We start from the raw sequence: 17,986 nt of genomic DNA, 5'->3' as shown, positions 1-17,986 counted from the left end.
TCCGCCTCTGCGCGGATTTTTTCTTTCTCTATTGGGGTCGACCCAAGCGGTAGCGTACCCTTGAATGGGTGTCCTGGTTCAACCACCACCGACTGCTGGAGCCGATTGGGTATATTCCACCGGCCGAGGCTGAGGCAAACTACTATCGGCAACTCGCCGAGACGACCAAAACCCCGGTTTCACTTTAACTAACTGGCCTCCACGAAACACGGGGCGATTCACTCCCAGAAAAGTGCAGAACACCTAGTTTCTAACGACCGATGTCAACCCCAGAGCTTTTCCAACGAAATCACTCGCGTCGATAGTTCCATTTCGAACCTCGCCACATACGCGCTTGTTCTCATCAAATACGTTTTCGACCCGACTGCTTTCTGCAATAACAAGCCCCGTTCTTAGGTCTGTCACAACAATGCTAAACCGAAAGAATTGGGGCTCCTTGCTCGGTCTAGGGTAGGAAAGGCTGACAGAGTGTGTTGCCCGACTGCTAGTAAGTGGTTCCTCCTGAATTCCGTTCGTAAAGAAAATTCTCTTTGGTGGACGAATAGAGTCACGGTCAACATCCTCGTACTCTTGCAACATGCCGTGTTTGATTAGTGAAACACCAACATACTCGCGGTGTGCTTCCGAATAGGACTGCCCTACTACGGAAGTGAAAATTTTAAGTTCGCCGACACTACGAAACTGGAGCCCCTTGAAGTCAACTGGCTTTGAAATGAAACGGTCTCCTGACTCTTTGCAATATTCGTCCCATACTCCTCCGGCCTGAAACTTTTGTAAGTAAATCCGAAAAGGCAATACCCCTATCGCCAATACACAGAGTGCAATGCCGCCCACGAGACCAGTGGACCCAAATGACCTTCTGGCGATTTGAACAAGGGCAAGCAATGAAATACCAATCGCCGGAACTATGGTCACTATTGAAAATTGACTCACCACGAATCCAGGCCCACCGCCTGGGATGAGTCCGGCAAACAAGCGAATGGCTACATATGCAATTGATATCGCATTGCAAATGCGTAGAACCCACAAGTTTCTATCAGTTACCGTGATGCGTGAACGGATGGTTGCCCTGCTAAATATCAGATATACGAGGATTGCAGGGATGACGTATTGAATTGTTTGCCCTACAAGAGCTTTAGCCAACAGAGAGTTGCCAAGCCCAACAGACAGCAACAAATCATTGATGATTTTCGCCGGGGAGGCCAAATAGCCGAGAATGAACGCAATGCTGATTGATATCGAAATCATGTTGTAGTCTCCCTCTTATTTTTTATTGTAAGAACCATCTATGACCGGAGCATCAGCTCAACGGGAAATTATGGAATTTCATATTGGTCTGTCACACTTCATTTTGGGGATGTTTGCGAACGTCAGCTCCCGCTGCAGAGTTGACGTTGAATTCTGCTTGTAAGAACGTCTATTGGTGGCACATTGAGCCCGATTGCCACGTTTTGGCACATCGGCGATTCACGGCACCATTGCCGGGCGGCCGCTACTACGGCCACTGGAAACAAATCCCCGGTTATACACTTCCGCAAAAGTACTTTTCCGGGAAACCGGACCGGGCCCCGGATGGGTGTAGCATTGGGTAGTCCGTAGGTTTGCGTTGATAGCGAATGTGATAGCACTCAAACCTGCGGCAGGCGTCAAGCAAATGCGGATGTATGCGGATGTGTTCGCGCAAGTGCTTGATTTTATTGACAGCCGATGACGCAATCGGGACCTTTGAGCCCCACGCGGTGCACTCTTAATCCGTAGGTCGACAGTTCGAATCTGTCAGGACCCACCACTTATCCCCTGTAATTACTAGAAGGCTCGCTACTTGGTTGATAGCGGGCTTTTTTGTTTGGGGCGCTGATGACGGTATGAGCGCCCATGTCCAGTCTATCGGCATCGGTCTGCAAAGCAAGCGACAGCAGCCAATCGAGAAGTAAACAGACTCGTCATAGAATGTGCTTCCAAAATTTCAAATTAGGTACCTATGGCTCGCATCACTTGGAATGAGACTTCCACTTTATGTACCGCATTGCTGGATGATGTGCCGGTCTGTACCTTGAAACCCAAAGACATTGGTGGCTTCACCGCCAGTTGGCTCGATGGTCGTCTTTGGGCACCACCTAGCCATATGCCAAAGGCTGCACCGCAGGTAACGTGCTTTTTCGCGCGAATTGAAGATGCAAAATTAGCGGTCGAGAAGTATCTGCTTGGCTGATTGATGAGCGCATCCCTTTAGGCACAATGAATCGGGAAAGCACATCAAGGTAATTCCAGGGGGCACCAGTCCGCATCGCTGATCACCAGTCATAAAAAAGCCCGCAAGTAGCAATACTTGCGGGCTTTCCTCTTTTCAGATTAATCAGCGATCAGTCTTGGCAGGCCATTTCTTGGCGTCACGCGGCACAAAGACCTTGCCACCGTTACCAGGCTTGGCGAATGAAGGCTTGCCAAACGCCGGCTTGCGGGCACCGAAATCACCACGCGGCGCACCAAAATCACCGCGTGGCGCACCAAAGTCTCCACGAGGCGCTGGGCTGTCGTTGCGGGCGCCGGCAAAACGGTCATTGAAGCCGCCCTTGCGCTCGTAGCTGCGACCTTCGGGTTGACCGCCGAAGCCGCCACCGTTGTTGTTTTGATAGCCACCAGCGCCCGCATCACGGGGAGCGCCAGAGTTACGGTCATTGAAACCGCCGCGGCTTGCACCGAAACCGCCTGAACGACCACCACCACCGCCGAAATTGCCACCGCGGGAATCGCCGCGGGAATGATTGTCGTTGCCACCACGGCCCCCGCCTCCACCAAAACTGTTGGGACGTGAGTCAGGGAAGCGCTGCTGCGGCTCCATGCCAGGAATGGTCTCACCCTTGAATTGGTGATGGCTGTGGAACTCGATGTCCATGATCTTGCGGCGATCACGGAACTCGGCAAAGGTCACGGCAATACCGTCACGCCCGGCACGACCAGTACGGCCAATACGGTGGGTGTAATCCTCGGCCTTCATCGGCAAGCCGAAATTGAACACGTGGGTCACGGTGGGCACGTCAATACCGCGCGCTGCCACGTCAGTTGCCACCAGGATTTGCACCTGACCTTGACGCAATGCCATCAAACGGCGGTTACGCAGACCCTGGCTCAAGGCACCGTGCAATGCCACGGCGGAGAAGCCTTCTTGCTGCAGGTCATTGGCCAAGCCGTCGCACTCGATTTGGGTGCTGGCGAAGACAATCGCCTGGTTGATAGTGGTGTCACGCAACCAGTGGTCCAGCAGCTTGCGCTTGTGCTGAGCGTTGTCGGCCCAGAACAGCTTCTGGCTGATGTTGGCGTGTTTTTCTTGCGGTGAATCGATTTGCAGTTTCTGCGGATCGCGCATGACGCGTGAAGCCAACTGCTGGATGCGCGGCGCAAAAGTGGCGCTGAACATCATGGTCTGCTTGCGCTGGATGGTCAGCTGGTTGATGTCAGCCAGGTCATCGGAGAAGCCCAGATCCAGCATACGGTCAGCTTCGTCAACCACCAGGAATTGAACCTGGTCCAACTTGATTTGCATGGAGCGTTGCAGATCCAGCAAACGGCCAGGTGTGGCGACCACGAGGTTGGCATTTTGCAGCTTGGCAATTTGCAGTTGGTAAGGCATGCCACCAACGATGTTGGCCACGCGCAGGCCGCGGCAATGCTGCACCAGGTCAATGGCGTCATGTGCTACCTGCTGGGCCAGTTCACGCGTCGGGCAGACAATCAGGGCGCCAGGTGCAGCAGGTGCGAAATGGCGGGGATTGGTCGGGTCTTTGCGCTTGGCGCGCTTGGGAGGCGCCTCGCCTTTGGCTGTAGCTTCCGCCACGGCTTGCTCAAAATCAGCCTTCTCTTTTGCTTCGGCTTGCGCCATTTGCGTCAGCAAGGTGTGCAGCACGGGCAACAGGAAAGCGGCTGTTTTGCCACTGCCGGTCTGGCTGGACACCATCAGGTCGGTAAAACGAGCGGCGCCATCAGCAGCACCGTGACCTTGCATGGCAATGGGAATGGTCTTCAGCTGCACGGTGGTGGGCTGGGTGAAACCCAGGTCCTTCACCGCTTGAATCAACTCGGGCGCCAGGCCCAGGGCCAGGAAACCATTGGGGACTTCTGCAACGGGCTCTGCGGCCTCGATTGCGTCAGTTGACTGGACGACGTTTTGCGTCATCTCGGCGGTGTCATTGGAAAAATTTTCGACAAGCGATGATTCGCCTGTCGCTTGGATAGCGTCAGTCATGAATTTACTCACACGCGAGCGCCGCAGGGTATGCGACTGCTCCGTCAATGGTTAAAAAACATCAACCATCAAACGGAACCTGCTCTGACTCACAAGGAGTTCAATCAGCGCTGGGGGTCCTTTTGCGCAATGCCGCTTATGCGAATCTGCTTTGGACCCAGTGAATGAAGGGAGATGTACAAATATGCACTGCTGTTTGCAGCGCAGCCTTGGATTATGTCACAGATTCGGGTTTCTACCTAATCGCCCAGCTTGAGGAAGTGTTGGCGGTAGTGTTCAAGCTCGTCGATCGACTCATGCACATCGGCCAGGGCCGTATGGCGCTGCTGCTTTTTGAACGAGTTGTAGACCTCGGGCCGCCAGCGTTTGGACAGCTCCTTGAGCGTGCTCACATCCAGGTTTCGGTAGTGGAAAAAGACTTCCAGCTTGGGCATGTACTTGGCCAGGAAGCGCCGGTCCTGTCCGATGCTGTTGCCACACATGGGCGAGCCCTTCTTCGGCACGTACTGGCTCAGGAAGTCAATCAGCTGCGCTTCAGCATCCGCCTCGGACAAGGTCGATGCCTTGACCTTGTCGATCAGGCCGGTCTTGCCGTGGGTGCCCTTGTTCCAGTTGTCCATCTTGTCGAGTAGCTCATTACTCTGGTGGATGACCAGCACGGGGCCTTCGATTCGGCATTCGAGTTTGGGGCCGGTCACGATGACCGCGATTTCAATAATCCGCTCCACCTCCGGGTCGAGACCCGTCATCTCGCAATCAAGCCAGATGAGGTTTTGGTCGGATTTGGCAAGCGCAAGGCCTGCCGGGGGGGTGTTCGTAACGTCCATGGCCGGAATTGTCGCTGATGGCCTAAACTCGGGCGCCATGGCTGACTCGATTTCCCCTTTTCCCGCTTCATTGCTGCTGACTTTCACTTTTGCGGCTGCGCTGCTCGCAGGTCTGGTGCTGAACTTCTGGCTCAGCTCGCGGCAGATCCGGCATGTATCGAAACACCGCGCAGAAGTGCCGCCAGCCTTCTCGCACACCATCACCCTGGCGGCCCATCAAAAGGCGGCCGACTACACCATCGCCAAAGCCCGTTTTGGCTTGCTGGAGCTGGCCCTGGGTGCTGCCGTGCTTCTGGGGTGGACGCTGTTAGGCGGGCTCTCCAGCCTCAATCAGGCGCTGCTCGAGTGGCTGGACGGCGGCATGGGACAACAAGTTGCACTCCTGGCGGCATTTGTGCTGATCAGCGGCCTGATTGACCTGCCCGTGACCCTGTACCGGACCTTCGTGATCGAGGAACGGTTCGGCTTCAACAAAATGACGTTCAAACTCTGGGTACTGGATTTGCTCAAGTCCGGTCTGATCGGTGCAGTCGTTGGCCTGCCGATTGCGGCACTGATTCTGTGGATGATGGGCGCTGCCGGCGCATGGTGGTGGCTGTGGGCCTGGGGCGTCTGGATGGGCTTCAACTTGCTGTTGTTGCTGATCTACCCCACCTTCATCGCGCCGCTGTTCAACAAGTTCGCGCCCCTGGAAGACGAAACGCTCAAGGCACGCGTCACGGCATTGATGAAACGTTGCGGCTTCGCGGCCAAGGGGCTGTTTGTGATGGATGGCTCCAAACGCAGCGCCCACGCCAACGCGTACTTCACCGGCTTCGGCGCCGCCAAGCGCGTGGTGTTCTATGACACGCTGCTGGCCAAACTGTCTGCCGATGAGGTTGACGCGGTGCTGGCGCACGAGCTGGGTCACTTCAAGCACAAGCACATCATCAAACGCATCGTGTCTCTGTTTGCCTTGAGCCTGCTGGGTTTTGCCCTGCTGGGCTGGCTGGCGACAAAGGCCTGGTTTTATACCGGGCTGGGGGTACAGCCCAACCTGAGCGCCCCCAATGATGCGCTGGCGCTGCTGCTGTTCATGCTCGCCGTGCCAGTATTCAGCTTCTTCATCGCGCCGCTGTTTGCCCAGCTCTCGCGCAAACACGAGTTTGAAGCTGACGCCTATGCCGTGCTGCATACCAATGGCCCGGACCTTGCCACCGCGCTGCTCAAGTTGTACGAAGATAACGCCTCGACCCTGACACCCGACCCGGTCTATGTGAAGTTCCACTACTCGCACCCACCGGCGTCCGAACGCCTGGCCCGGATGATGGCGTGACCATGGAAAACACCTGCGAGACACCCGCACCATGCCCACAATGTTGAAGAAGAAAGACTGGTCAGCCCTCGTCAGACGGGCGCTGACAGCTACGGAAGTTGTAGCAAATCTGGCCAAGCTGGAAGGCTGGAGGCTGACCGGCGATGGCGCCGCTGTGGCCATTGAAAAGACATTCACCTTTGCCAACTATTACGAAACCATTTCCTTCGTGAACGCAGTGGCCTTCATCGCCCACGCGCAGGATCACCACCCGGACCTGTCCGTGCATTTCAACCGCTGCGTGGTGCGCTTCAACACCCATGACGTGGGCGGTCTTTCCATGACGGACTTTGACTGTGCGGCGCTGGTTGACGCCCTGCTGGCATGACCGCCCAATATAAGAGCTTCCACTGATGGCACAGCCCACGCTCGAACGCGGATTGATCGTCGCCAACTATGGCCGGCATTTTCTGGTGGAAACGCCCGACGGCCGGCGACTGATCTGCCACTCGCGCGGCAAGAAAAGTCAGGGGCTGGTGGGTGATCGGGTTCTGTGGCAGGCCTCGCAGGATGAGGGCACCATTGAGAAGATCGAAGCACGGCGCAATGTGTTCTACCGCCAGGACGAAATTCGCACCAAGTCGTTTGCGGCCAATCTGGACCAGATCCTCATCCTGATCGCGGCGGAACCCGAGTTCTCCAGCAGCCAGCTCTCGCGCGCCCTGATCGCAGCGGAGGCCGAGCACATCACGCCCATCATCGCGCTCAACAAAAGCGATCTGGTCGAACCCTTCGCCCGCGCCTGGGAGTGGCTGCGGCCGTACCGGCAAATGCACTACGGCGTGTTGCCGCTGTCACTCAAGGCATCGCCTGACGTCGATCACGCGGAACTTCTGAAGCTGCTGCACGGCAAAACAACGCTGGTGCTGGGGCCATCGGGGGCGGGCAAGAGCACCTTGATCAATTTGCTCGCGCCCGGTGCCCTGGCCCAGACCGGCGAGATCTCGCAGGCACTGAATTCAGGCAAGCACACCACCACCAGCACCACCTGGTACTGGGTGGACGCTGACAAGACCACCGCGTTGATTGATTCGCCGGGTTTCCAGGAGTTCGGCCTGAACCACATCGACCCGGCACAGCTGGCGGCCTACATGCCGGACCTCAAACCGCATGTGGCCAACTGCAAGTTCTACAACTGCAGCCACCTGCATGAACCGGGCTGCGGCGTGATGGCAGCAGTAAAACCAGACGGCAGCCCTGATGGAATAAGCGCCAATCGCTATAAAATCTATAGCGACTTGTATGCCGAGCTAAGCCAGGCCAGAAAGTACTGAGCCTAAAGCCTGTACCAGTTCATCGCATTGCGCTGGCGTGCCAATGCTGATGCGCAAGTACTGCTCGATGCGGGGCAGTCTGAAATGCCGCACCAGCACGCCGCGCGCGCGCAGCCCGGCGGCAATGGCGGCCGCATCTTGCTGCGGATGCCGGGCAAAAACAAAATTGGCTTGTGACGGCAACACCTGGAAGCCCAGGTCTTCCAGCGCCAGCACCAGCCCTTCCCGGCTATTCAGCACCGCTGCGCGGGTCTGCTCGAAGTAAGCCTGGTCCTCAAAGGCGGCGACGCCACCGGCGATCGCCAGACGGTCCAGCGGGTAGGAGTTGAAGCTATTCTTGACTCGCTCCAGCGCTTCGATCAAATGAGCTTGCCCGCAAGCAAAGCCGACCCGCAAGCCCGCCAGTGAACGCGACTTGGACAGGGTGTGCACCACCAGCAAATTGGGGTATTGCGCAATCAGGGGAATGGCGCTCTCCCCCCCAAAATCTACATAGGCCTCATCCACCAGGACGACGCGCTTTGGGTGCAGGCGCAGCAGTTGCTCCACCTGCTGCAGTGGCAGACCCATGCCGGTGGGCGCGTTCGGGTTGGCAATGACCACGCCGGCCACAGACACGCCATCCGCACGCGCATAAGCCGAGACATCAAGAACCATTTCCTCAGTCAAGGGCACCATCTCAACCGGAATACCGTAAAGCCCGCAATACACCTGGTAGAAGCTGTAGCTGATGTCAGGCATCAGCAGCGAACAACCGTGCTGGAAAAACGCGAAAAAGGCGTGAGCCAAAACCTCATCGGACCCGTTACCCGGGAATACATGATTCACCGCCAGTCCGTGATGGGCAGCAATGGTCTGGCGCAGCGCCATCGCTTCGGGGTCGGGATAGAGTTGCAGACCCTGCCGCGCCGCTGCCTGGATGGCCGCAATGACGCGTGGTGACGGTGGGTACGGGTTCTCGTTGGTATTGAGCTTGACCAATTTCTCAAGCTTGGGCTGCTCGCCCGGCACATACGGCACCAGCCGGCCCACCACGGGGCTCCAGAACGAGGATTGCATGAGGGTGTTCACTTCTATTTTGATAGCACCTCATGCATATAACACGAGGGATGGCGAGGTATCTAGCTAAAAAGACTAGCCCAGCAGGCGAGCCAGCGTCAAGAGCGCAAGCAGAACCATCCACATCACCACCGTACGCCAGACCAAACCAACGACGACCGCCAGGTGCGCCAACTCCGGCACCTGCGCCGACGAGGCTCCGCTTCGCCTCTCCACAGACCCCGGGGGCATCGCAGGCGCGCCATCGGCCGGGAAAGTCGCCGCGCTGGCGGCGGCGCCCAGCCTGATATTCACGGCACCCGAAGTCGCGGCCAGAATGACGCCATCATTGTCGCCTTCAAAGCGCGGCTCATAGTAGCGCCAGCCGTCAATTGCTTCTTCAAAGCTGCCAACCACGGCAAAGCTGATTGCGGTGATGCGGGCGGGCAACCAGTCAATCGCGCCCCAGGCATCAGCAGCGGTCTGCTGCAGCGCTTCACTCACCGGCTGATGGTGCGCCTTGCTTTTGTGCTGCCAGTAGCGGGTGACAAATTCACTCAGGCGATACAGCACTGCGCCCGCCGGGCCAAAACCAAACGCAGCCAGTACCGCATACCAGGCCAAGACGCCAAAGACATGGCGATGCGCCGCCAGCACCGAGTGTTCAATCACGTGACGGAGAATTTCGCTGCGAGGCAACTGGCTGGCATCGATTTGTTGCCACTCCGCCAGCAGCTCGCGAGCGCGGTCTTCGTCTCCTTCCGCAAGGGCATCCCGAATCTGGGTGAAGTGGAAACTGAATTGCCGGAAACCCAGCGTCGCATAGAGCACCGCCACACTCCACACCATGGCCACTGGCCAGCCCAGGAAAACATCAAGTACCCAGTAGATGGCCAGTGCCGCCAATGTTGGTCCGCCCACAGCAAAACCCCAAGCCAGCCAGCCGTGAAACGACTTGCCCGCGTCAAAGTTTCGGGTACTCCAGCGCACCCAGGCGCGCAGGCCGGCATGCACCGGGTTACCCCGGCCCAAGGGACGTGCCTGCTCCAGCAGCAGGGCAAGAAGCACAGAGATAAAGCTCATGCGGTCATCATAGCGGCAGAGCGCGTCAGGCTGACAGCAGCCGGTAGAAGTTGCGCAGCATGCCTGCTGTGGCACCCCAGATGAAGCGTTGCGTCGTCTGATCCTGGTAAGGCATCGAGAACCATTCGCGCCGAACCCCTTCCCACTCAAAGGCATGACGCTGATGATGCGCCGGGTTCATCAGAAACTCCAGTGGTACTTCGAAAACATCAGCCACTTCATAGGCGTTGGGCGTGAGCGTGAAGCCCGGCTGCACCAGGGCAATGACCGGCGAAATGATGAAGGCCGATCCCGTTACATAGTGTGGCAGAACACCCAGCACCTGCACAAAAGCGGGATCCAGTCCGACCTCTTCCTGCGCCTCACGCAAGGCCGTCGCCGACGCATCGGCATCGTCTTCGTCCGCCTTGCCACCCGGGAAGGCAATTTGCCCGGAATGGGTTGAAAGATGCATCGTGCGTTCAGTCAACAAGACAGTCGGGTGTTCGCGCATCACGATGGGCACCAGCACCGAGGCATGCAGTGGCGCCCGATCCACAAACTTTTTCTCCGCCAGCAGTTCGGGCTCCCACACAGGCGGTGTGGCAAAGCGTTGGCGCAAGGCCGCCGGCTGCAAAGACGCCAGGGGTACTGCAGGCAGGTGTGAATCGACTCTCTCTACCGGCACCTGACGCGGATCGAAATGCGGCAACCGGGACACGGGTTTATCGGATGAGTTGGACGACACGAGAAGAGTACGGGAAGCGGTATGAGTAAGGATCTGAAACAAAAAAGCCGCCACAAGCATAAGCTGAGGCGGCTTCTTTTGGAACAACTCGCTTTATGCAGCAGCTGTCTTGGTAGCGGTTTTCTTGGCTGGCAGCTTTTCCTTAATACGAGCCGACTTGCCGCTACGGTCACGCAGGTAGTACAGCTTGGCACGGCGCACGTCACCGCGGCGCTTGACTTCGATGCTGGCAATCAGCGGGCTGTAGGTCTGGAACGTACGCTCAACACCCTCACCGCTGGAGATTTTGCGAACAATGAAGCCACTGTTGAGGCCGCGATTGCGCTTGGCAATCACAACACCTTCATAGGCCTGCACGCGCTTGCGGGTACCTTCAACCACATTGACACTCACAATGACGGTGTCACCGGGGGCGAATTCGGGAATGACTTTCCCAAGACGAGCAATTTCTTCCTGCTCAAGGATTTGAATCAGATTCATGATGTCCTCTAATGATCTTGGCAGCACCTGTGTCGGGATTGACACCAAAGCTTCGCTGCAAACGCAATGAAGCGGTCAGCCAGAGGATCGGTAAGCCTCACATTATAGCCTGATCGTGCATCCCGCCAAGAACTGGCGCTCAGACCGGTCTGGCAAGAAAGGCTTCATCCGTTGGACTCAAGCGGCCAGCCTGCCGCGCCTGGACAATCAATTCCGGCCGCAGTCGGGCAGTGATCGCCAGCCGCTGCTCGCGCCGCCAGCGCTCAATCTGGGCATGGTGACCCGACAACAGCACGTCCGGCACCGCCCTGCCCGCCCAGTTCTCAGGACGGGTGTAGTGCGGGCAATCGAGCAACCCATCCAATATGGGATTGAAACTGTCCTGCTCATGGCTGTCAGCTGCGTTCAAAACACCCGGCTGCAGGCGAGCCACCGCATCGAGCAAGGCCATGGCAGCAATTTCGCCACCCGATAGCACAAAATCGCCGAGACTGATCTGCTCGGTCACGTGTTCTTCAATGAAGCGCTGGTCAAGCCCCTCATAGCGGCCGCAAATCAGAATGGCACCCTGGCTGTCGGCCCAACGCGCCACCATGGCATGGTTGAGCGCCTTGCCCGCCGGTGAAAAAAGCACCACCGGCACCGCGTCAGTGCGCTGCGCCTGGATGTTTTTCAGGCATTGGTCCAGTGGTTCGGCCATCATGACCATGCCCGGACCGCCACCAAAGGGCCGGTCATCCACCCGCTTGTAGTTTCCGGAAGCAAAATCGCGCGGATTGGACAATCGGACATCAACCTGGCCGGATTCGAACGCGCGGCGTGTGATACCGCTGGTCAACAGCGGCGCAAACAATTCGGGGAAAAGCGTGAGGATGTCAAACCGCATGAGGCAAGACTCAAAAATCGGGTTGCCAGTCCACCAGAATGCGCCGGCCGGGCAAATCAACGTCATCGACGTAAACCGATACAAAAGGAATCATTCGCTCTTGCGTCTTGCCATCCTGTTCGTAGTCCATCACCAGCACGGTTTGCGCGCCGGTAGAGAGCAATTCCTTGACCGTTCCCAGTGCCACGCCTTCGCGATTGACGACGTTCAGCCCGATCAGGTCGACCCAGTAGTATTCGTCTTTTTCAGCCGTTGGAAAACTGGAGCGGGATACGAAGATGCGAGCCCCACGCAAGGCTTCGGCCGCCGTGCGATCATTCACCTCACGTGCCGAGGCGACGACCGTATTGGAATGGATCTTGGCTTCGATGACGGCCAGTTTGGCGACGCCGGAGAAGGTTTTTGCACCCCGCTCAGACGGCATGAGAAACCAGCGCTTGGAAGAAAAAAGCGCCTCGGGATCGGCGCTGTGAGGCAGGACTTTGAACCAGCCTTTGATGCCCCAGGCATCAGCGATGCGCCCGACTTCGACTGCGTCCGCCGGCAGTTCGGCGGCTTCGAGGCCAGGCAACATCACAAATCAGGCGCCGCCGGGCCGCCCCAAGGCGACTGCGGCCCCGTTGGGGGACAGCGCAGCACGCGAAGCGGCAAGCATGGGGGCCATAAAACTTCAGGCCGCTTTTTTGGCAGCTTGATTGATCAGGCGTTCCACGGTGGGAGATGCCTGAGCGCCGACGCTTTTCCAGTAAGTCAAGCGGTCCTGTGCAATGCGGATGCTCTCTTCACTGGCGGTTGCAATCGGGTTGTAAAAACCGATGCGCTCAATGAAGCGGCCGTCACGACGGGTACGCTTGTCAGCAACAACAATATTGAAAAACGGGCGTGCTTTTGCACCGCCACGGGCGAGTCGGATGACGACCATGATTTATCCTTTGGGTGGCGGAGATTTATTTCCACCATTTAGTTCAGCACTTAATCCAGCGTTTGAGACACGCGACATGGCCACCCGGCCAGCGACACACTGAATAGCCGGCCATTATAACGTTTCCTATTTTTATGCCCATCATCCGTCCCAGCCTTCCCGAAGATATCCCGGCCATTACTGCCATTTATGCCCATCACGTGCTTGGCGGTACCGGCACTTTTGAGCTTGATCCCCCATCCCAAAGCGACATGGCAGAGCGCCGAACGGAGGTACTGGCGAAGGGCTTGCCCTACCTGGTGGCGGTCGACGGGACGAGAGTGCTGGGCTTTGCCTATTGCAACTGGTTCAAGCCACGTCCCGCCTATCGGTTCTCGGCCGAAGATTCGATCTACCTGGCCCCTGACGCGCAAGGGCGAGGTCTCGGGCGCGCGTTGCTGACGGAACTCGCGGTACAGGCCGAAAAAGCAGGCGTGCGAAAATTGATTGCGGTCATTGGCGACTCGGCCAATACCGGATCCATCGCAGTACACCGCTCTGTCGGGTTTTCCTTGGTGGGTGTTCTCAAATCCTGTGGCTGGAAATTCGATCAATGGCGGGATGTGGTCATGATGGACAAGGCTCTGGGACTGGGCGACACCTGCGCTCCACAACAACAATAGGCATTCATGAAAAACAAAAACATCGCGGCTTGGCTGGCCTTTATTGGCGGACCGTTGGGTCTGCATCGCTTCTATTTGCGGGGCATGGGTGACATGCTGGGATGGCTGCTTCCCCTGCCCACTGCCTTGGGCCTGTACGGCATTGAGCGGGTGCAAAAAAACGGAGTGGACGATCAGTGGAGCTGGGTGTTGATTCCACTCCTGGGCTTCACCATCGCCGGTTGCGCCCTCAACGCCATCGTCTATGGACTGATGACGCCCGAAAAATGGAATACCCGATTCAATCCGTCAGCGCCGCCGGATGCCGCGCCAGGGCGGACCAACTGGTTCACGATTGCTGCCATCGCGATGGCGCTGCTGGTTGGCACCACCGTCCTGATGAGCAGTATTGTGTTCAGTTTCCAGCGATATTTTGAATACCAGATCGAAGAGGCGCGCAAGATATCGCAATGACACCATTGCCGGCATTGCTCCTCAGGCAATTTCGGCCAGCCAGATTTCTACCGCATCAAAAGATCTGCAAGCTGATCCAGTAAGCAATGGCCGCCACCAGCGCACTGGCTGGAATTGTGAAGATCCAGGCCCAGACGATGTTGCCCGCCACTCCCCAACGCACAGCGCTGGCGCGCCGGGTGGCACCAACACCCACGATAGCCCCGGTGATGGTGTGGGTTGTCGAGACGGGAATGCCCAGCGCCGCCGCGGTGAAAAGCGTGATGGCGCCCCCCGTTTCGGCACAAAACCCGTGCACTGGCTTGAGTTTGGTGAGCCGTTGCCCCATGGTCTTGACAATGCGCCAGCCGCCGAACAAGGTACCCAGTGAGATCGCTGTGTAGCAACTGAGCACCACCCAGGACGGTGGCGATTTGTCGCCGACTGCGGCATAGCCGGTGGCGATCAGCAGCATCCAGACGATCCCGATTGTTTTCTGCGCATCATTGCCGCCGTGGCCCAGACTGTAAGCACCGGCAGACACCAGCTGCATCCGTCGGAACCACCGGTCGACGCGACTGGGCGTACTGCGACGAAAAGTCCAGGAGACCGCGATCAGCATGACTGACCCCAGCAGAAACCCCATCAGGGGTGACACAAATATGAAAACCACGGTCTTCATCAAGCTAGCAAACACCAGTGCCGACGCGCCCGCCTTGAACATGACGGCCCCCACAATGCCGCCAATCAGCGCGTGTGACGAACTGCTCGGAATACCGTAATACCAGGTGATGAAGTTCCAGCTGATGGCGCCCACGAGCGCTCCAAAAACGACGTGCATGTCCACCACGCCAGGCTCGGCCAGGCCTTTCCCGATGGTGGCTGCCACGCTGAATTGAAAAACAAAAATCGCAACGAAGTTGAAGACCGCTGCAAACAGGACCGCCTGCCCAGGCTTCAACACGCCAGTGGAAACAACGGTGGCAATCGAGTTGGCCGCATCATGAAACCCGTTCATGAAATCGAAGGCCAGCGCCAGTACGACCAGCAGCACAACCACCCACAGTCCGACCTGAACCGACGTCATGACCGGTACCGCCTCAGGAGTTCTCGAGGACGATGCCCTCGATGACATTGGCGACGTCCTCGCACTTGTCGGTGATGGTCTCCAGCAATTCGTAGATTGCCTTGAGCTTGATCACTTCGCGCACATCGGGCTCTTCCCGAAAAAGTTTGCTCATGGCACTGCGCATGATGCGGTCAGCGTCCGACTCGAGCTGGTCGATCTCTTCGCAGGTCTTGAGCGCCGCTTCGGCAGTTGCCGGATCAGCAATCTTGGCCAACATCTTCACGGCGTCGCGCACGCGCTCACAGCATTTCACGCTGACATCGGTCAGGCGAACAATTTCGTCGGTCATATGGTGCACGTCATACAGCGCCATCGTCTCGGCCGAGTCCTGGATCAGATCCGCGATATCGTCCATCGTGTTGATCAGCGAATGAATCTGCTCGCGGTCGATCGGCGTGATGAAGGTCTTGTGGATGGCCTTGTTGACTTCATGCGTCACCCGGTCGGCCGCGCGTTCGGCGTCATCCACATCCTGGTTGTATTGCTGACGCAGGTGAGGATCGCTGTAATTGGCCACCAGTTTGGAGAACGCACGGGCCGCTTCGACAATGCGGTCTGCGTGCTGGTTGAACATTTCAAAAAAATTGCCTTCGCGAGGCAGCAACTTGGCAAACAGCATCGCTCACTCCAGGAAAAACGTGTCAGTCAGATGACGATTCGATGACTGCGAGGAGTGTAACCGCCGCCTTTGGAAATGCACGCCGCGTGGCCGGGGAAATTGCTCAGGCGCCGCGAAAGATAAAGTAGACAGCACCCACCATGCACAGCGCCGCCCACAGGTAGTCCAGCTTGAACGGCTCCTTCAGATACAGCAAGGCAAACGGCACAAATACCGCAAGGGTGATCACCTCCTGCACGATTTTGAGTTGACCCATGCTGAAACCGGCCTGCTGGTAGCCAATGCGGTTGGCCGGCACCTGCAACGCGTACTCAAACAGCGCAATACCCCAACTGACCAGCGCGGCGATGTACCACGGTGAGGTCGCCAAGTTTTTCAGATGACCGTACCAGGCAAAAGTCATGAAAATGTTGCTACCGACCAGTAAGAGAACCGTCTGCAGCGACAGCGGAATGGATTGGAACGCGTTCATGCGCTGAATTATCCCGCACCATTGGCCTGCGCCCCATACGAAAAAGCGCTCCACAACCTGGGTTGTGGAGCGCTTGAGAGCGGCTGCACCCTGCCGCGGCAGGGTTTCACGGTGATGCCAGCAGCGGTTAAACCGCGGCGCCTTCCTTGACGGAAGCGGCAGCGTCCGTGTAATCCTGCACCTTGTCAAAGTTCAGATACTGGTAGACCGTGTCGCTGGCCGCTGTCAGTACGCCCATGTCCGCCATGTACTCGGCTTTGGTCGGGATCCGCCCCAGCTTGGAGCAAATGGCGGCGAGTTCGGCACTGCCCAGGTAGACGTTGCTGTTCTTGCCAAGACGGTTGGGGAAGTTGCGCGTGCTTGTGGAAAAGACGGTAGCCCCTTCCTTGACCTGCGCCTGGTTACCCATGCACAGGCTGCAACCCGGCATTTCCATGCGCGCACCGGCCGAACCCAGCACGCCGTAGTGGCCTTCCTCGCTGAGTTGCTTGGCGTCCATCTTGGTAGGTGGCGCCATCCACAGCTTGACCGGGATATCGCGCTTGTTTTCCAACAGCTTGCTGGCAGCCCGGAAGTGGCCGATGTTGGTCATGCAGGAGCCGATGAAGACCTCATCGATCTTGGCACCGGCGACTTCACTGAGGGTCTTCACATCGTCCGGATCGTTCGGGCAGGCCACGATGGGTTCGTGAATGTCGGCCAGATCAATTTCGATGACGGCAGCATATTCGGCGTCCGCGTCGCCCTTGAGCAGTTGCGGATCCGCCAGCCAGGCCTCCATCGCCTTGATGCGGCGGTTGATGGTACGCACGTCCGAGTAACCCTCGGCAATCATCCACTTCAACATCGTGATGTTGCTGGTGATGTACTCGATGATCGGCTCTTTGTTCAGGTGCACAGTGCAGCCACCGGCGCTGCGTTCGGCAGATGCGTCGCTCAGCTCAAAGGCCTGTTCCACCTTGAGGTCAGGCAGTCCTTCAATCTCCAGAATACGGCCCGAAAAGATGTTCTTCTTGCCCTGCTTGGCCACGGTCAACAGACCGGCCTTGATGGCGTACAGCGGGATGGCGTTGACCAGATCGCGCAGGGTGATGCCTGACTGCATCTCGCCTTTGAAGCGTACCAGCACCGATTCAGGCATGTCCAGAGGCATGACACCCGTCGCGGCACCAAACGCCACCAGACCGGAGCCGGCAGGGAAGCTGATGCCGATCGGGAAACGGGTGTGGCTGTCACCACCGGTGCCCACGGTGTCAGGCAACAACATGCGGTTGAGCCAGCTATGGATGATGCCGTCGACCGGACGCAGCGGCACGCCGCCGCGCGTGCTGATGAAGTCCGGCAACTCGTGGTGCATCTTCACGTCCACCGGCTTGGGATAAGCCGCCGTGTGGCAGAAGGACTGCATCACCAGGTCGGCCGAAAAGCCCAGGCAGGCCAGGTCTTTGAGTTCGTCGCGCGTCATCGGGCCGGTGGTGTCTTGGGAGCCCACCGTGGTCATCTTGGGTTCGCAGTAGGTGCCAGGACGCACGCCGAAGCCTTCGGGCAGACCCACCGCGCGGCCGACCATCTTCTGCGCCAGCGTGAAGCCGGCCTTGGTCGCCACGGGTGTGGTCGGCAGACGGAACAGCGTTGAGGCGGGCAGCCCCAGGAACTCGCGCGCCTTGGCGGTCAGCGAGCGGCCGATGATCAGGTTGATGCGGCCACCGGCACGCACTTCGTCGAACAGCACGTCGCTGCGCAGCTGGAATTCGACCAGCGGAGCACCGTTCCTGGTGATCTTGCCGTCGTAGGGGTGGATGTCGATCACGTCGCCCATTTCGAGCTTGCTCACGTCC

Annotated in this window: 20 protein-coding genes and 1 pseudogene; 7 read left to right on the top strand and 14 right to left on the bottom strand. The window is 58.0% G+C overall.

Going from position 1 to position 17,986, the window contains the following annotated elements; translation table 11 throughout:
- Positions 1–56 precede the first annotated feature (56 nt).
- Positions 57–188: pseudogene (locus Q7T10_RS11380) on the top strand (IS3 family transposase); the annotation flags it as partial.
- A gap of 55 nt (positions 189–243) precedes the next feature.
- Here Q7T10_RS11380 and Q7T10_RS11375 read toward each other — a convergent pair.
- Positions 244–1,248 carry a hypothetical protein gene (locus Q7T10_RS11375; protein WP_304748258.1) on the bottom strand — a complete coding sequence of 335 codons (1,005 nt, stop codon included), beginning with the start codon at positions 1,246–1,248 and terminating at the stop codon, positions 244–246.
- Positions 1,249–1,981: 733 nt separating this feature from the next.
- Here Q7T10_RS11375 and Q7T10_RS11370 point away from each other — a divergent pair.
- On the top strand, positions 1,982–2,212 hold the full coding sequence (locus tag Q7T10_RS11370) for a hypothetical protein (protein ID WP_304748257.1): 231 nt from the start codon (positions 1,982–1,984) through the stop codon (positions 2,210–2,212).
- A gap of 144 nt (positions 2,213–2,356) precedes the next feature.
- On the opposite strand, the gene Q7T10_RS11365 is transcribed toward Q7T10_RS11370, so the two are convergent.
- On the bottom strand, positions 2,357–4,243 hold the full coding sequence (locus Q7T10_RS11365; protein ID WP_304748256.1) for a DEAD/DEAH box helicase: 1,887 nt from the start codon (positions 4,241–4,243) through the stop codon (positions 2,357–2,359).
- Between the two features lie 239 nt (positions 4,244–4,482).
- Entirely contained in the window at positions 4,483–5,070 is a 588-nt protein-coding gene (gene orn / locus Q7T10_RS11360; RefSeq protein ID WP_304748255.1) for an oligoribonuclease, read from the bottom strand.
- Between the two features lie 37 nt (positions 5,071–5,107).
- Here orn and Q7T10_RS11355 point away from each other — a divergent pair, with 37 nt between their 5' ends.
- The 3 genes from Q7T10_RS11355 to rsgA are packed head-to-tail and all read left to right on the top strand — an operon-like array spanning position 5,108 to position 7,698.
- Positions 5,108–6,385 carry a M48 family metallopeptidase gene (locus Q7T10_RS11355; protein WP_304748253.1) on the top strand — a complete coding sequence of 426 codons (1,278 nt, stop codon included), beginning with the start codon at positions 5,108–5,110 and terminating at the stop codon, positions 6,383–6,385.
- Between the two features lie 31 nt (positions 6,386–6,416).
- Positions 6,417–6,752, top strand: a complete 336-nt coding sequence (locus tag Q7T10_RS11350) for a 4a-hydroxytetrahydrobiopterin dehydratase (RefSeq protein ID WP_304748250.1) — start codon at positions 6,417–6,419, stop codon at positions 6,750–6,752.
- 25 nt (positions 6,753–6,777) lie between these two features.
- A complete protein-coding gene (rsgA, locus tag Q7T10_RS11345; RefSeq protein WP_304748248.1) occupies positions 6,778–7,698 on the top strand; it encodes a ribosome small subunit-dependent GTPase A in 921 nt (306 codons plus the stop codon).
- Here rsgA and hisC read toward each other — a convergent pair.
- The 7 genes from hisC to rpsP all read right to left on the bottom strand — a co-directional run bounded on the left by hisC (position 7,675) and on the right by rpsP (position 12,834).
- Positions 7,675–8,757, bottom strand: a complete 1,083-nt coding sequence (gene hisC, locus Q7T10_RS11340; protein WP_304748261.1) for a histidinol-phosphate transaminase — start codon at positions 8,755–8,757, stop codon at positions 7,675–7,677. The genes rsgA and hisC overlap by 24 nt on opposite strands.
- A 75-nt stretch (positions 8,758–8,832) precedes the next feature.
- The gene (locus Q7T10_RS11335; RefSeq protein WP_304748247.1) at positions 8,833–9,819 is read right to left on the bottom strand and encodes a CobD/CbiB family protein; all 987 of its coding nucleotides are present in this window, start codon (positions 9,817–9,819) and stop codon (positions 8,833–8,835) included.
- Between the two features lie 25 nt (positions 9,820–9,844).
- Positions 9,845–10,519 carry a CoA pyrophosphatase gene (locus Q7T10_RS11330; RefSeq protein ID WP_304748245.1) on the bottom strand — a complete coding sequence of 225 codons (675 nt, stop codon included), beginning with the start codon at positions 10,517–10,519 and terminating at the stop codon, positions 9,845–9,847.
- A 120-nt stretch (positions 10,520–10,639) separates the two neighbouring features.
- Positions 10,640–11,026 carry a 50S ribosomal protein L19 gene (gene rplS / locus Q7T10_RS11325; protein WP_304748243.1) on the bottom strand — a complete coding sequence of 129 codons (387 nt, stop codon included), beginning with the start codon at positions 11,024–11,026 and terminating at the stop codon, positions 10,640–10,642.
- A gap of 139 nt (positions 11,027–11,165) precedes the next feature.
- On the bottom strand, positions 11,166–11,912 hold the full coding sequence (trmD, locus tag Q7T10_RS11320) for a tRNA (guanosine(37)-N1)-methyltransferase TrmD (protein WP_304748241.1): 747 nt from the start codon (positions 11,910–11,912) through the stop codon (positions 11,166–11,168).
- A 10-nt stretch (positions 11,913–11,922) separates the two neighbouring features.
- Entirely contained in the window at positions 11,923–12,486 is a 564-nt protein-coding gene (gene rimM / locus Q7T10_RS11315) for a ribosome maturation factor RimM (protein ID WP_304748260.1), read from the bottom strand.
- A gap of 96 nt (positions 12,487–12,582) precedes the next feature.
- Entirely contained in the window at positions 12,583–12,834 is a 252-nt protein-coding gene (rpsP, locus tag Q7T10_RS11310) for a 30S ribosomal protein S16 (protein WP_304748239.1), read from the bottom strand.
- 134 nt (positions 12,835–12,968) lie between these two features.
- On the opposite strand from rpsP, the gene Q7T10_RS11305 reads away from it, so the two are divergent.
- Positions 12,969–13,496, top strand: coding sequence for a GNAT family N-acetyltransferase (locus Q7T10_RS11305; RefSeq protein ID WP_304748238.1), 528 nt, complete (start codon positions 12,969–12,971; stop codon positions 13,494–13,496).
- A 6-nt stretch (positions 13,497–13,502) separates the two neighbouring features.
- Positions 13,503–13,949 (top strand): NINE protein, encoded by a 447-nt coding sequence (locus Q7T10_RS11300; protein ID WP_304748237.1) that lies wholly within the window; start codon positions 13,503–13,505, stop codon positions 13,947–13,949.
- A gap of 55 nt (positions 13,950–14,004) precedes the next feature.
- On the opposite strand, the gene Q7T10_RS11295 is transcribed toward Q7T10_RS11300, so the two are convergent.
- From Q7T10_RS11295 to Q7T10_RS11280, 4 genes are all read right to left on the bottom strand, one after another.
- Entirely contained in the window at positions 14,005–15,015 is a 1,011-nt protein-coding gene (locus Q7T10_RS11295) for an inorganic phosphate transporter (RefSeq protein ID WP_304748236.1), read from the bottom strand.
- A gap of 13 nt (positions 15,016–15,028) precedes the next feature.
- Entirely contained in the window at positions 15,029–15,676 is a 648-nt protein-coding gene (locus Q7T10_RS11290; RefSeq protein ID WP_304748234.1) for a DUF47 domain-containing protein, read from the bottom strand.
- A 103-nt stretch (positions 15,677–15,779) separates the two neighbouring features.
- Entirely contained in the window at positions 15,780–16,148 is a 369-nt protein-coding gene (locus Q7T10_RS11285) for a DMT family protein (protein ID WP_304748232.1), read from the bottom strand.
- Between the two features lie 127 nt (positions 16,149–16,275).
- On the bottom strand, positions 16,276–17,986 hold a 1,711-nt coding region (locus Q7T10_RS11280), incomplete at its 5' end, for a bifunctional aconitate hydratase 2/2-methylisocitrate dehydratase (protein WP_304748230.1).

This window comes from Rhodoferax sp. (assembly GCF_030646845.1).
GTDB lineage: Bacteria > Pseudomonadota > Gammaproteobacteria > Burkholderiales > Burkholderiaceae_C > Rhodoferax.
Note: the sequence above shows the minus strand (reverse complement) of the source record. Positions and strands in the feature narration are given on the sequence as shown.

Coding starts and splice junctions, on each gene's coding strand:
- Q7T10_RS11335 (WP_304748247.1), bottom strand. CDS start 9,819: ATGAGCTTTATCTCTGTGCTTCTTGCCCTGCTGCTGGAGCAGGCACGT.
- Q7T10_RS11350 (WP_304748250.1), top strand. CDS start 6,417: ATGCCCACAATGTTGAAGAAGAAAGACTGGTCAGCCCTCGTCAGACGG.
- Q7T10_RS11370 (WP_304748257.1), top strand. CDS start 1,982: ATGGCTCGCATCACTTGGAATGAGACTTCCACTTTATGTACCGCATTG.
- Q7T10_RS11355 (WP_304748253.1), top strand. CDS start 5,108: ATGGCTGACTCGATTTCCCCTTTTCCCGCTTCATTGCTGCTGACTTTC.
- Q7T10_RS11375 (WP_304748258.1), bottom strand. CDS start 1,248: ATGATTTCGATATCAATCAGCATTGCGTTCATTCTCGGCTATTTGGCC.
- Q7T10_RS11285 (WP_304748232.1), bottom strand. CDS start 16,148: ATGAACGCGTTCCAATCCATTCCGCTGTCGCTGCAGACGGTTCTCTTA.
- trmD (WP_304748241.1), bottom strand. CDS start 11,912: ATGCGGTTTGACATCCTCACGCTTTTCCCCGAATTGTTTGCGCCGCTG.
- rpsP (WP_304748239.1), bottom strand. CDS start 12,834: ATGGTCGTCATCCGACTCGCCCGTGGCGGTGCAAAAGCACGCCCGTTT.
- orn (WP_304748255.1), bottom strand. CDS start 5,070: ATGGACGTTACGAACACCCCCCCGGCAGGCCTTGCGCTTGCCAAATCC.
- Q7T10_RS11290 (WP_304748234.1), bottom strand. CDS start 15,676: ATGCTGTTTGCCAAGTTGCTGCCTCGCGAAGGCAATTTTTTTGAAATG.
- Q7T10_RS11300 (WP_304748237.1), top strand. CDS start 13,503: ATGAAAAACAAAAACATCGCGGCTTGGCTGGCCTTTATTGGCGGACCG.
- Q7T10_RS11365 (WP_304748256.1), bottom strand. CDS start 4,243: ATGACTGACGCTATCCAAGCGACAGGCGAATCATCGCTTGTCGAAAAT.
- rimM (WP_304748260.1), bottom strand. CDS start 12,486: ATGTTGCCTGGCCTCGAAGCCGCCGAACTGCCGGCGGACGCAGTCGAA.
- rsgA (WP_304748248.1), top strand. CDS start 6,778: ATGGCACAGCCCACGCTCGAACGCGGATTGATCGTCGCCAACTATGGC.
- Q7T10_RS11305 (WP_304748238.1), top strand. CDS start 12,969: ATGCCCATCATCCGTCCCAGCCTTCCCGAAGATATCCCGGCCATTACT.
- rplS (WP_304748243.1), bottom strand. CDS start 11,026: ATGAATCTGATTCAAATCCTTGAGCAGGAAGAAATTGCTCGTCTTGGG.
- hisC (WP_304748261.1), bottom strand. CDS start 8,757: ATGCAATCCTCGTTCTGGAGCCCCGTGGTGGGCCGGCTGGTGCCGTAT.
- Q7T10_RS11295 (WP_304748236.1), bottom strand. CDS start 15,015: ATGACGTCGGTTCAGGTCGGACTGTGGGTGGTTGTGCTGCTGGTCGTA.